13 protein-coding genes are annotated in these 11,828 nt (G+C 72.0%); 8 read left to right on the forward strand and 5 right to left on the reverse strand.

Annotation, left to right across the window (positions count from 1 at the left end; genetic code table 11):
• Positions 1-688, reverse strand: a 688-nt coding sequence (locus V7793_RS24690; RefSeq protein WP_336010038.1) for a dienelactone hydrolase family protein, incomplete at its 3' end; no start/stop codon positions are given.
• Between the two features lie 356 nt (positions 689-1,044).
• A complete protein-coding gene (locus V7793_RS24695; RefSeq protein ID WP_336010040.1) occupies positions 1,045-1,476 on the reverse strand; it encodes a hypothetical protein in 432 nt (143 codons plus the stop codon).
• Positions 1,477-2,431: 955 nt separating this feature from the next.
• On the opposite strand from V7793_RS24695, the gene V7793_RS24700 reads away from it, so the two are divergent.
• Together V7793_RS24700 and V7793_RS24705 are read left to right on the forward strand one after the other, a co-directional pair.
• Positions 2,432-2,566, forward strand: a complete 135-nt coding sequence (locus tag V7793_RS24700; protein WP_336010041.1) for a hypothetical protein — start codon at positions 2,432-2,434, stop codon at positions 2,564-2,566.
• Between the two features lie 4 nt (positions 2,567-2,570).
• The gene (locus V7793_RS24705; protein ID WP_336010042.1) at positions 2,571-2,759 is read left to right on the forward strand and encodes a hypothetical protein; all 189 of its coding nucleotides are present in this window, start codon (positions 2,571-2,573) and stop codon (positions 2,757-2,759) included.
• 278 nt (positions 2,760-3,037) lie between these two features.
• Here V7793_RS24705 and V7793_RS24710 read toward each other — a convergent pair whose 3' ends face one another.
• Both V7793_RS24710 and V7793_RS24715 read right to left on the reverse strand, forming a co-directional pair.
• A complete protein-coding gene (locus V7793_RS24710; protein ID WP_336010043.1) occupies positions 3,038-3,568 on the reverse strand; it encodes a DUF6415 family natural product biosynthesis protein in 531 nt (176 codons plus the stop codon).
• A 56-nt stretch (positions 3,569-3,624) separates the two neighbouring features.
• Positions 3,625-4,143: a hypothetical protein gene (locus V7793_RS24715; protein WP_336010044.1), complete on the reverse strand. Its 519-nt coding sequence runs from the start codon at positions 4,141-4,143 to the stop codon at positions 3,625-3,627.
• A gap of 150 nt (positions 4,144-4,293) precedes the next feature.
• Between V7793_RS24715 and V7793_RS24720 the strand changes: the two genes are divergently transcribed.
• The 5 genes from V7793_RS24720 (at position 4,294) to V7793_RS24740 (ending at position 10,339) form a co-directional block, all read left to right on the forward strand.
• Positions 4,294-5,046: an HAD family hydrolase gene (locus V7793_RS24720; RefSeq protein ID WP_336010046.1), complete on the forward strand. Its 753-nt coding sequence runs from the start codon at positions 4,294-4,296 to the stop codon at positions 5,044-5,046.
• Complete coding sequence (locus V7793_RS24725; RefSeq protein ID WP_336010048.1) at positions 5,043-7,427, forward strand: glycoside hydrolase family 65 protein; 2,385 nt, start codon at positions 5,043-5,045, stop codon at positions 7,425-7,427. Before V7793_RS24720 ends, V7793_RS24725 begins: the two co-directional genes overlap by 4 nt.
• A gap of 58 nt (positions 7,428-7,485) precedes the next feature.
• A complete protein-coding gene (locus V7793_RS24730; protein WP_336010050.1) occupies positions 7,486-8,724 on the forward strand; it encodes a MalY/PatB family protein in 1,239 nt (412 codons plus the stop codon).
• Positions 8,725-8,851: 127 nt separating this feature from the next.
• The gene (locus V7793_RS24735; RefSeq protein WP_336010052.1) at positions 8,852-9,289 is read left to right on the forward strand and encodes an Rrf2 family transcriptional regulator; all 438 of its coding nucleotides are present in this window, start codon (positions 8,852-8,854) and stop codon (positions 9,287-9,289) included.
• Positions 9,290-9,331: 42 nt separating this feature from the next.
• On the forward strand, positions 9,332-10,339 hold the full coding sequence (locus tag V7793_RS24740) for a quinone oxidoreductase family protein (RefSeq protein WP_336010054.1): 1,008 nt from the start codon (positions 9,332-9,334) through the stop codon (positions 10,337-10,339).
• An 18-nt stretch (positions 10,340-10,357) separates the two neighbouring features.
• On the opposite strand, the gene V7793_RS24745 is transcribed toward V7793_RS24740, so the two are convergent.
• Positions 10,358-10,561, reverse strand: coding sequence for a cold-shock protein (locus tag V7793_RS24745; protein WP_190024081.1), 204 nt, complete (start codon positions 10,559-10,561; stop codon positions 10,358-10,360).
• A gap of 283 nt (positions 10,562-10,844) precedes the next feature.
• Between V7793_RS24745 and V7793_RS24750 the strand changes: the two genes are divergently transcribed.
• Positions 10,845-11,828: GNAT family N-acetyltransferase (locus tag V7793_RS24750; RefSeq protein ID WP_336010058.1), on the forward strand; the 984-nt coding region annotated here is incomplete at its 3' end.

The raw sequence follows: 11,828 nt of genomic DNA on the forward strand, positions 1-11,828 counted from the left end.
CGTCCGCGGCCGCCGCCGGCTCCGGGCCGATGCCCATGACCGCGCGCATCACCGGCCGCATCAGCAACGGCACGTTGTCGGCATGGTTGAAGAACGAGTGCCCGGCGTCCGGATAGACCTTGACATCGTGCGGGACACCCGCCCGCTCCAGCGCCTCCCGGAGCGGGTCCGCGTAGCCCCGGAAGGCCCGGTCCTTCGCGCCGTAACTGGCGATCACCGGGCACGCGCCCCGCATCGCCGCCTCCAAGTCTCCCGGCGGCCGACCGTAGTTGGCCGAGGCCGCGTCGTACCCGCCGCGGCCCGCCAGGACGAGCGCGAAGCCGCCGCCCATGCAGAACCCGATGACCCCGACCTTGCCCGTACAGCCCGGGTCGGCCAGCAGCCGCTGCCGGGCGGCCTCGATGTCCCCGTACACCGGGCCCCGGCCGGACATCAGCGACCGCATCGCCGGCACCAGGCAGCGGTAGGGGGACCGGCCGCGGTAGAGATCGGGCATCAGCGCCAGGTAACCCGCCTCGGCCATCCGCTCGTTGAGCCGGCGGTTGACCGCGTCGGCGCCCGCCGCCTCGAAGAGGACGACCACGCCCGGCCTGGGTTCCTCCCCCAGGGGCCGCGCCAGATAGCCATGGAGCCCGGGGGCGCCGCCGTGCCGGACGCTCAGCTCGGACAGGTCGATGAGTTCGGACATCTCATGACGTTATGTCAAGGGACTCTGCCTCCGCCATCGAACACCGGCCGTATCCGCGGTGCGGGGCGGACTCGACCCCACGGCCCGTCCTGAGCCTCAGGACCCGGCGAGCCTGGCTGCCAAAGTGCCTCGTGGCAGCCGGATCGGCTACGAGGTGAAGGACCGGAGCGGCGGCCTGCGCATGCTCTTGAACTTCTGAGTGCGGTGTAAGCGCACAAGGAAGCAAGTACCGGGCGTCGGCGGGTGTTTCGGGAATCCGGCCCGTGAGTAGCGTGGCGAGCGACCCCCAGACCCCCGTCCCGGGTCGCGCCGGAGACGGGGGGATTGACTTCCTCTGGCAAAGCCAGGGGCCTGGCTTAGACCGCCACGATCACATGGAAGCCGCGGTCTGCCAGCGCCCCTGCCGAGTTGAACGTCTGGAGGAACAGACAGTTGTTGGTGCCGTTCCGTCCCGCGACGGTGATCTCACCGGTCGCCGAAGCGCCGACGTTGCCGGGAATGCCGATGCTTGCGACATAGGTGCCGCTGGTGACCGGCGCATTGAAGCAGACCTGGTAGGTGCCGAGGCTCAGCCTGGTCGCCGACGTTGCACCGGAGCTCTGTGCAGGAACGAGGGCCCCGTTGGCTGCCACGACGGCCCGCCCGATCACCTGAGCCAGTTCTGCCGAGCTCTCCTCTGCGGGAGAGTCGACGGCCTCGGCGGGAGTGTAATTGTCCACTTCGCGTTCCTCTCTTTCTGCGGGTGCGGGATCCGCCCAGAGGCGCTCATGCAAGCGTTCTGCCGACATTCCGTCATCGTGGAGATCGCCCCCTGGACTGGGCCCTCGGAGCACGCCGATGTCGACGCGCGCATGACGAACGCGGCCCAAATGGGATGCATATAACGGTCGCAGAGTTTCGGTATTGCCCGTTCCCTTACAGGGCCCGTCGAAGACAGATTAAAACCACACCCGATTTCCTGATACTGGACTAACCTCCAAACTTGAAATACGTATAACCCGATCGTCGGATCGGTCGGAAAATGAACGGCCTTTCATGTTGCGGTAATTGTGGCAGGCGTGCCGCCCGAGGCGGAGGCCGCCGCCGGGCGGTGCGCCGAACTGGGTCACCGGGTCCGGGGGCGACCAGACAGGACATGATCCGACGGAGGCTTTCGCGTGGCTTGGTGCGGCAGCGATCGGCGTTCTCGCCTGCCCTCGGACTGGGCGGTCCGTCGTCTGTCCGTGCTGAAGCGTGACGGCTTCCAGTGCGTGGCGGTACTGCGGGACGCGGGGGCCAGGTGCACGGCGCCGGCCACGGACGTGGCCCACATCATTCCTGGCGACAACCGCGACCCGCGCAACCTTCAGGCGTTGTGTCACTGGCATCACGCCAGGAAGAGCGCTGCTGAGGGTGCGGCGGCCAGGGTGCAGCGTCCGTCGCGGAGGCGTCCGGAGAGGCCGCACCCCGGGAAGCTGTGACCTTACTCGATGGCCTCGCAGGCCCATGAGGGGTCGTGAGCCCTGTCGATGAGGTATGTCGACAGGAGAAGATCGTTCACGGAATAGCAGGACTGGCGCACAATTCGCACTACGCAATCCCTGAAGTCTTGGTAGTTCCGGCAGCTTGAGGGAGCGGCACCAGCGGTCGTTGCCGGCGCCATGATGAGGAACGTCGTGGTGATGGCGATGGCGAGGAGTTTGCGCATTCGGATCGCCTTTCGTTAAGGCTGGTCCGGCGGTGGTCAGGAAGGAGCCCACGGAAATGGGTAAGAAGGGCGAAGACGATTGGGATCCGCAGGAGAACCAGGGCACCGCCACCGACCCCGGCACCCGGGTGTCGCAGAACGGTGATGTCTGGTCGTCCGCAGCGGACGACGAGGACCGCGAAGGGAAGTAGGCCCGTGATCCACGGCGAACACCTGGCGAAAGACCTGCGGCGTGATCACGGGTTCATCCACGTCGGGCGTACCAAGGACGGCCAGGCCGTGATCATGCGCAAGGGAAACCGCTGGACGGTTGTTCCCTTGCGGTTGCTCACCCAGGAAGCCGTGGACACGATCAAAGCTCAGGCTGGGATCAGCCTCGTCTGAACCGGTCCGCCACACAACGTCACAGCCCCGGCCGCCCCTAGTAGGGGCTGCCGGGGCTGTCCTGTATCAGCGGGCGGCGGCCATGTCCGCCATGGCGGCAAGGTGGTGCTGCGGCAGGCTGTCCAGCCTCTGACGCTTCTGCTCGCTCAGAGGAACGATCCGATGCCACGTCGGCAATCTCCGCAGGCATAGTAGTGTCCGGCCGTACAGTCACCATCGACGGTCCCAACGGCCACTGCGTCCCGGTGAGTCGTCTTGCACCACGAACAACAGTCGGTTCATCGTGCTCGTCGGTCCGCGGTAGCCTGCTGGCTTACACAGGCGTCATCGAGCAGCACCTGGCTCACGCGAGCCAAGTCGCAGACGTAGCCCGCAGCTGAGTGCAGCCCGTCGCCGGGCCCCTTCTCCAGTGCCTGGCGTGCTCGCTCCAGCGCGGACTGCCGCAGGCTCCAGCCCATCGACTCCGGGTCGAGCCCCGGGAGCTGCGCGCGCACGATGGGCATGAGGCGCCGCTCCAGGAAATCCGCGAGCTCGGATTCCAGCGTCATGAGCGTCTCGTAGTCGGACACCGGAGCCAGGCACGAGAGTCCCTGGCGGATGGCGTGCCGGATCTCGTCGTACTCCGTGGGCGCGATGGGCCTGCCGGTCGTCGCCTGGGCAGCGGCCGTGCTGCGGCTGGTCTCGGTCTGCTTCAGGATGTGGTCGCCTACGGCCCCGCGGCGGATGACGACCCATGCGGGCGGTGGTTCGGTTGGCGCCGGACACCGCCGCGGGGCTTGCTCACCACGGCCGGCGGATCTGCATGCCACGGCATCGGGACGGGGCCGGGGACCTCGCACCGAAGGGCCCCGCCCCCCCCCGAACCTCAGGCGCCCTCGGCCGGAGCCTCGTTCCAGGCTCCCGTGACCGCCGCGACGACCACCGAGCCGATGACGATCAGACGGTGGGTCAGCGCGTCGAGCTGCTGGCGCTGGGCGGGCGGGAGGTGCCAGTCCTCCCACCACGTGACCTGTTCCTGCGTGCGCGGCGCGGGCGACTCCGCCGCCCATGCCTCGCGCAGGTGGCCGGCGAGCGGGGCCACGGCGCGGGCGTGCTCGGCGTAGGCGGAGATCAGGGCCGTCATGTGACTGGTCGGCAGGTGGGCGTACCACTGGTTGCGGATGTTCTCGGCGAGGGCCGCCACGTCCTCGAGCCACAGCACGTGCTGGGTGATCCACCCCTGCGGGTCGGTGCTGCGGGGCATGTCCGGCAGCAGGCGCGGCTCGACCGCGTCGCGGTGGGCGAGGAAGGCCCGGCCGAGGGCCAGCTCTTCCTCGTGGGGGATCCAGACGCGCTCGCCCAGGGCGACCGCGGCGGCATCGACAGCATCAACGGGATGGGTCATTTGATCACTTTACGGGTCTGAACGGAGCACTCCGCACCCGCCCGCCCGGGCGTACACGGCCTTCGGGTGGACGGGGGCGGCTGCGGGGCGACGGGCGCAAGCGAGTGTATGCGCCGGGCGCGCGCCCGTCCCACGGGGCATCATGGCCGCATGACGAGCCTCGGCCTCCCCGAGTCCATCCGCGCCTGTCTGTTCGACCTGGACGGGGTGCTCACCCGGACGGCGACCGTGCACGCGGCCGCCTGGAAGGAGATGTTCGACGCGTTCCTCGGAGCGCGCGACGGGGAGGGCTTCCGCCCGTTCGACGCGGTGGAGGACTACGACCGGTACGTGGACGGCATGCCCCGGGCCGACGGCGTGCGTTCGTTCCTCGCCTCGCGGGGTATCCGCCTGCCCGAAGGGGATCCGGGCGACCCGCCGGAGCGGGACACCGTCCAGGGCCTCGGGACCAGGAAGAACGCGATCGTCCTCGAGAAGATCAAGGAGATGGGCGTGGAGCCCTTCGAGGGGTCGGTGCGCTACGTGCACGCCGCCCGCGCGGCCGGCCTGCGGCGGGCCGTCGTCTCCTCCAGCGCCAACTGCCACGACGTGCTCGTGGCGGCGGGCATCGACGACCTGTTCGAGGTGCGGATCGACGGCGTGGTCGCCGCCGAGCGGAAGCTGCCCGGCAAGCCCCGCCCGGACACGTTCCTGGAGGCGGCGCGGGAGCTCGGGGTGTCCCCGGCGCAGGCGGCCGTCTACGAGGACGCGCTGGCGGGCATGGAGGCGGGCCGGGCGGGCGACTTCGGCTACGTCGTCGGCGTGGACCGGGTCGGCCAGGCCGAGGCCCTGCGCAGCCACGGCGCGGACGTGGTCGTCCAGGACCTGGAGCAACTGCTGGGAGAGGCGGGCGAGCACACGTGATCACCCATCCGGCCTACGCCGTCGAGCCGTGGTGCCTGCGCGAGACCGAGCTGAACCTGGAGGTGCTGCCGCAGAGCGAGTCCGTCTTCGCCCTGGCCAACGGCCACATCGGCTGGCGCGGCAACCTGGACGAGGGTGAGCCGCACGGCCTGCCGGGCTCGTACCTGAACGGGGTGTACGAGCTGCGCCCGCTGCCGTACGCGGAGGCCGGGTACGGCTATCCGGAGTCGGGGCAGACGGTCATCGACGTCACCAACGGCAAGGTGGTCCGGCTGCTCGTCGACGACGAGCCCTTCGACCTGCGCTACGGCCGGCTCCTGCACCACGAGCGGGTGCTGGACTTCCGCACCGGTCTGCTGCACCGCACCGTGGAGTGGACGTCGCCCTCCGGCCGGACGGTGCGGGTGCGCTCGACGCGGCTGGTGTCCTTCACCCAGCGGGCGGTCGCGGCCGTCGCCTACGAGGTCGAGCCGGTCGACGGCGAGGCGCGGATCGTCCTGCAGTCCGAGCTGGTGGCCAACGAGCAGCTGCCCCGGGCGGGCGGGGACCCGCGGGTGGCGGCGGTGCTGGAGTCGCCGCTCGTCCCGGAGGAGCACTCGGCCGAGGAGGGGGTGCTGCGCCTGGTGCACCGGACCCAGCGCAGCGCGCTGCGGGTCGCGACGGCCGCCGTGCACGCCGTGGACGGCCCCGAGGAGACGAAGTCGTACTCCAAGAGCAGCGCGGACCTCAGCCGGTACACCGTCACCACGGTGCTGCGGCCGGGGCAGCGGCTGCGGCTGGAGAAGACCGTCGCCTACGGCTGGTCGAGCACGCGCTCGCTGCCGGCGATGCGCGACCAGGTGGACGCGGCCCTGGCGGGCGCCACGAGCACCGGCTGGCGGGGGCTGTGCGCCGAGCAGGAACAGTACCTGCAGGAGTTCTGGGAGCGGGCGGACGTCGAGGTCGACGGCGACGCCGAGATCCAGCAGGCCGTGCGGTTCGCGCTGTTCCACGTGCTGCAGGCGGGGGCGCGCGCGGAGTGCCGGGCCATCGCCGCGAAGGGGCTGACGGGCCCGGGCTACGACGGCCACAGCTTCTGGGACACCGAGACCTTCGTCCTTCCGGTGCTCACGTGCACCGCGCCCCTGGCGGCGGCGCAGCCGCTGCGGTGGCGCCACGCCACCCTGCCCGCCGCGCTCAACCGGGCCCGGCAGCTGGGGCTGAACGGCGCGGCGTTCCCCTGGCGGACCCTCAACGGCGACGAGTGCTCGGCCTACTGGCCGGCGGGCACGGCGGCGTTCCACGTCAACGCCGACATCGCCGACGCCGTGGTGCGCTACCAGCTGGCCACGGGCGACACCACCTTCGAGCGGGAGGTGGGCCTGGAGCTGCTGGTCCACACGGCACGGCTGTGGCGCTCCCTGGGCCACCACGACCACCAGGGGCAGTTCCACATCGACGGGGTGACGGGCCCGGACGAGTACAGCGCCGTCGCCGACGACAACGTCTACACGAACCTGATGGCGCAGCAGAACCTGCGGGCTGCGGCGGACGCCTCCGAGCGCCACCCGGACCTCGCCGCGGGATTCGGGGTGGACGACGAGGAGACGGCGGCCTGGCGGGACGCGGCGGCGCGGATGAACCTGCCGTACAACGAGGTGCTCGGCGTGCACGAGCAGTCCAACGGCTTCACGGGCCACCAGGTGTGGGACTTCGACGGGACCGCTCCCGGCCAGTACCCGCTGATGCTCAACTTCCCCTACTTCGACATCTACCGCAAACAGGTGATCAAGCAGGCGGACCTGGTCATGGCCATGTACCTGCGCGGGGACGCCTTCACCGACGAGCAGAAGGCCAGGAACTTCGCCTACTACGAGCCGCTGACGGTGCGCGACTCCTCGCTGTCCGCGTGCATCCAGGCCGTCATGGCGGCCGAGGTGGGCCAGCTGCGGCTGGCGTACGACTACCTCGGCGAGGCCGCGATGATGGACCTGTCCGACCTGGAGAGCAACACGCGCGACGGCCTGCACATCGCCTCCCTCGCGGGCACGTGGATCGCGCTGGTCGCGGGCTTCGGCGGGCTGCGCCACTGCGACGGCTCGGTCGGCTTCGCCCCGCGGCTCCCCGAGCAGCTGGGCCGGCTGGCGTTCACGGTGCAGGTGCTGCAGCGCCGGCTGCGCGTCGAGATCACCAGGCAGACCGCGACGTACGAGCTGGTGGACGGCGATGCCCTGGAGGTCGAGCACTACGGGGAGGTGATGACGCTGAAGCAGGGCGCGGTCGTGAGCCGGAAGGTGCCGGACGTCCCGGACGCGCCCGCTCCGGCGCAGCCCGCGGGACGGCAGCCGGCGCACCGCGGCTGGGCGGCGGGGCGGCGCGAGAGCGGGGCGGCGGAGGTGTGAGCGCCCGGCTCGAATGCCCCACTACCGGCCCCGCCCCCGTGTTCGGACAATGATCTGCATGTCCGATGACTGCATGTCCGATGACTGCGCGTCCGATGTCCCCGCATCCGGTGTCCCGGCATCCGGTGCCCCCGCGTCCGGCGAGGAGGGCAATCCCCTGCGCCGGCTCTCCCTCGGCGAACTGCGGCGCCGTACGAGCGCGAAGTGGCGCACCTATCCGCCGGACGTCCTGCCGCTGTGGGTGGCGGAGATGGACGCGATGCCTGCGGGCTCGGTGACGCGGGCCCTGACCGGTGCGCTCGCCCTGGGCGACACGGGATACCCCTCCGGGTCGGGGTACGCCGAGGCCCTGGACTCGTTCGCCAGGAAGCGCTGGGGCTGGGACGGCGTGGTGCCGGAGCGGACGGCGACCGTCGCGGATGTCATGCGCGGCTCGGTGGAGATGCTGAAGCTGGTGACCGGCCCGGGCGACGCGGTCGTCGTCAGCCCTCCCGTGTACCCGCCGTTCTTCGGGTTCGTGGAGTACGAGGACCGGCGCGTGGTGGAGGCCCCGCTGGGCGAGGACGGGCGGCTGCGCACGAGCGCCCTGGAGGCCGCGTTCCGGCGGGCGACCGCGGGCGGGCGGCGTGCCGCGTACCTGCTGTGCAACCCGCACAACCCGACCGGCACGGTGCACACCCGCGCCGAGCTGACGGCGGTGGCGGAGCTCGCGAACGCCTACGGGATACGCGTCGTCGCCGACGAGATCCACGCCCCGCTGGTGCTGCCCGGCGCGCAGTACGTGCCGTACCTGTCGGTGCCCGGCGCGGAGGACGCCTTCTGCCTGCTGTCCGCCTCCAAGGCATGGAACCTGGCGGGCCTCAAGGCGGCCGTGGCCGTCGCGGGCCCGGCCGCCGCGGACGACCTGGCCCGGCTGCCCCAGGTCGTCAGCCACGGTCCCAGCCACTTCGGGGTCGTGGCGCACACCGCGGCGCTGCGGGACGGCGGCGACTGGCTCGACGCCCTCCTGCCGGCGCTGGACGACAACCGGCGGCTGCTGGGCGAACTGCTGGACCGGCACCTGCCGGAGATCCGGTACATGCGCCCGGAAGGCACGTACTTGGCGTGGCTGGACTGCCGGGCGCTCGGGCTGGGCGACGACCCCGCGGCCGTCTTCCTGGAGCGCGGCCGGGTCGCGCTGAGCGGCGGCCTCCCCTTCGGCACCGGCGGGGCGGGCCACGTGCGGCTGAACTTCGCCGCCTCGCCCGAGGTGCTCACCGAAGCGGTGCGCCGGATGGCGGCGGCCGTGGGGCGGTGAGGCGCGGGCTCCGGGGCGGGCGCGCGACCGGGGCCGGCGGAAGAAGATCTTGACAACCCCGGTGTCGTAACTGAAATAGTTACACCGCCGGGCCCGGAGGACCGCCCGACGAACCGAGGAGGATGCGATGGCCGCGAACAGCAGGCTCACCGTGGCCGTCCACGTGCTGACCTGGATGGCGCTCGTGAAGGGCCGCGGCCGGGACGTGGTGACGTCGGATCAGATCGCCGACAGCGTCAACACCAACCCGGTGGTCATCCGGCGGAGCCTGGGCGAGCTGCGCAAGGCCGGCCTGGTGGAGGCCCTGCACGGGGCCGGCGCGGGCTGGCGGCTGCTGCGCGAGGCGGACGCCATCACCCTGCTGGACGTCTACCGGGCGGTGGAGACCGAGCCGCTGTTCGCCCTCCACCGGGCGGAGCCCAACCAGAAGTGCCCGATCGGCGCGGGCATCCGGCCGGCCCTGGAAGAGGTCTACGGCGGGGCCGAGGCGGCCGTGCACGGCGCCCTCGGCGGCACCTCGATCGCCGACGTCCTCCGGGGCACGCTGGCCGGCCGGACCGGCTGAGGGCCGGAGCACCGGCCGCACATGAACGGACCAGGGAGACCCATGCGCGCGATCCAGTACGACAGCCACGGCGGCTACGACCGGCTCCGGCTGGTCGACCTGCCGGTACCCGAGCCGGAGCCCGGGCAGGCCCTGGTCCGCATCACCTACGGCACGGTCAGCCCGCTGGACGACACCGTCCGGGCCGGGCGGATGTCACCGGACCTGCACAAGCCGCTGCCCATCGTGCCCGGAGGAGCGGCCGTCGGCGTGGTGGCCGAGCCCGGCACGTCCGGGCTGACCACGGGCGCCCGGGTGGTCGTCAGCGGGCAGGGCCGCGGCCTGAGCGTCGACGGCACCTGGCGCGAGTACGTCGCAGAGCGCCCCGAGGCCCTCTCCCCCGTCCCCGACGAGGTGACGGACGCGCAGATGGCGGCCCTGATGGCGGGCGCCGGGCACGTCACCGCCTACCTCGCCCTGACCGAGCTGGCCCGGTTCCGCCCGGGGCGGAGCGTGCTCGCGCCCGGCATCGGCGGGGCGGTGGGCATGGGGACCGCCCAAGTGGCCGCCGAGCTGGGGGCGTCCCTGGTGATCTCCACGGCCGGCAGCACCGCCAAGGCCGAACGGGCCCGCGCGGCCGGCTTCGGCCATGTCGTCGACCTCTCCCGGGAGACCCTGCGCGAGGGCGTCGCCCGCCTGACCGGCGGCAAGGGCGTGGACGTGGTCGTCGACGGCGTCGCCGGGCCCCTGCTGGGCGACGCCCTCGCCTGCCTGTCCCGGGGCGGGGACTATGTGTCCGTGGGCTACGCCGGCGGCACGCGCGGCACCGTCGACGTGACGGACCTGATCTGGCGGACCGCACGGGTCCACGGCTACATGTTCAACATGTTCCCGCCCGCGACGGCGGCCGCGGCGCGGCGCACGGTGACCGGCTGGCTGGCCGAGGGCCGCTTCGACCCCGTCGTCGCCCGGGAGTTCCCCCTGGAGGAGGCCGCCCGGGCGCAGCGTCACCTCATCGAGGACCGGCCGTTCGGACGCGTCCTGCTGAAGGTCGCCGGAGACGGCCGGTAGGGCCGGGGGCGCAGCCCCTCATTCACGGACGACGTTCTCCGCCTGGGGCCCCTTGGGTCCCTGGGTGACGTCGTAGGAGACGCGGTCATCCTCGTGCAGTTCCTTGAAGCCCTGCGTCTGGATGGCCGAGAAGTGGACGAACACGTCGGGGCCGCCGTCGTCCTGCGCGATGAAGCCGAAGCCCTTGTCCGCGTTGAACCACTTCACCTTGCCTGTTGCCATGTGATTCCAGTCCTTCGTCCTTCTCGTACGGCGCGACGGGCTCGACCCGCCGGCCGCGGCCGGTCACGGCCGGCCCGGTCCCTCACCTTTCCCCTCCCAACGGGCGGAGATGCCCTCCGTTTCCCTCTCTTCACCCCTTCGGAGGGAATGCCGCTCCTTCCCGTCTCCCGTCCGCGTTTGCCCCATTTGGCGGCACGGCCCGGGTATATTCGACGCCCGGGAGCGACGGGCGGCGACGGCCGGCGCTCCGGGTGTCCGTGACCGCAGCGGCGGAAAGGACCACGTGATCGGCTCGTACGCGTACGCATCACTGCCGGAAGCGACCGCGCGCCATCCCCTGGCCCCGGCGCGCGGCCTGTACAGCAGCGACTCCTGGCTGGAGCTGCTGCACGGGCACGGCCACCGTTACCGCTGGCTGCTGATGTGCGCGCGGGAGCGCGCCGCGGCCCTGGCGCCCCTCACCGACGGCCCGGCGGTGCAGACCGCGCGCTACCACCCGGGCTTCCTCCTCCACGGGCGGCTCCCGGCCGAGCGCTGCGTCGTCGCCGGGCCCCGCACCGGCTACCTCAACGAACTGCGCTACGGGCCGGAGCGGCTGCCCGCCGACGAGGTGGCCGAGGGCCTGCTGGCCCCCGGGGAGCGGGGTCCCGCGCCCGAGGCGGCCCTCCTGCCGTACCTGCCGAGCGGGCCGGCGGCCGCCTTCGAGTCGGCGGGCCACCCGGCCGGCCTGATCGCCTGGGACGCCTGGCTCGACGTTCCCGGCACCGGCTTCGACGGCTATCTCGCCGGGCTGGAGAAGACCCACCGCAATCAGGTGAAGGACGACCTGCGGCGGTACACCATGGCGGGCGTCGCCTTCTCCGCCCGCCCGCTGACCGGACCCGACGACGACACCGGCGACCTGCTGGCGCTGCACGAGCGGATGTACGGCTCGGTCTACGACCGGCCCGGCTCGCGCTTCTCCCGCTACCTGGCCCGCTGCGCCGAGCTCCCCGGCGCCTATGTCGTCCGGGCCCGGCTCGCGGGCCGCACGGTCGGCTGCCACCTGGTCTTCCACTACCGCGACGTGCTGTGGGTGCGGCTGATCGGCGTCGACGAGTCCCGCCCCGGGACGCGCGGCTGCTATTTCGGCCTGATGTTCTACGAACCGCTCCGGCTCGCCCACGAGCTGGGGGCCCGCGCCGTCCACCTCGGCATCGGCACCTCCCGGGCCAAGTCGCGGCGCGGCGCGCGGCTGGAGCCCCTGTGGACGGTGGCCGTCACCACC

This window comes from Streptomyces sp. KLMMK (genome assembly GCF_036961605.1).
GTDB classification, from domain to species: Bacteria; Actinomycetota; Actinomycetes; order Streptomycetales; family Streptomycetaceae; genus Streptomyces; species Streptomyces telluris.

What these genes read in the sequence shown, in the direction of transcription:
- V7793_RS24715 (WP_336010044.1), bottom strand. Translation starts at nt 4,143, where the DNA reads ATGACCCATCCCGTTGATGCTGTCGATGCCGCCGCGGTCGCCCTGGGC.
- V7793_RS24745 (WP_190024081.1), bottom strand. Translation starts at nt 10,561, where the DNA reads ATGGCAACAGGCAAGGTGAAGTGGTTCAACGCGGACAAGGGCTTCGGC.
- V7793_RS24695 (WP_336010040.1), bottom strand. Translation starts at nt 1,476, where the DNA reads ATGTCGGCAGAACGCTTGCATGAGCGCCTCTGGGCGGATCCCGCACCC.
- V7793_RS24720 (WP_336010046.1), top strand. Translation starts at nt 4,294, where the DNA reads ATGACGAGCCTCGGCCTCCCCGAGTCCATCCGCGCCTGTCTGTTCGAC.
- V7793_RS24730 (WP_336010050.1), top strand. Translation starts at nt 7,486, where the DNA reads ATGTCCGATGACTGCATGTCCGATGACTGCGCGTCCGATGTCCCCGCA.
- V7793_RS24735 (WP_336010052.1), top strand. Translation starts at nt 8,852, where the DNA reads ATGGCCGCGAACAGCAGGCTCACCGTGGCCGTCCACGTGCTGACCTGG.
- V7793_RS24740 (WP_336010054.1), top strand. Translation starts at nt 9,332, where the DNA reads ATGCGCGCGATCCAGTACGACAGCCACGGCGGCTACGACCGGCTCCGG.
- V7793_RS24700 (WP_336010041.1), top strand. Translation starts at nt 2,432, where the DNA reads ATGGGTAAGAAGGGCGAAGACGATTGGGATCCGCAGGAGAACCAGGGC.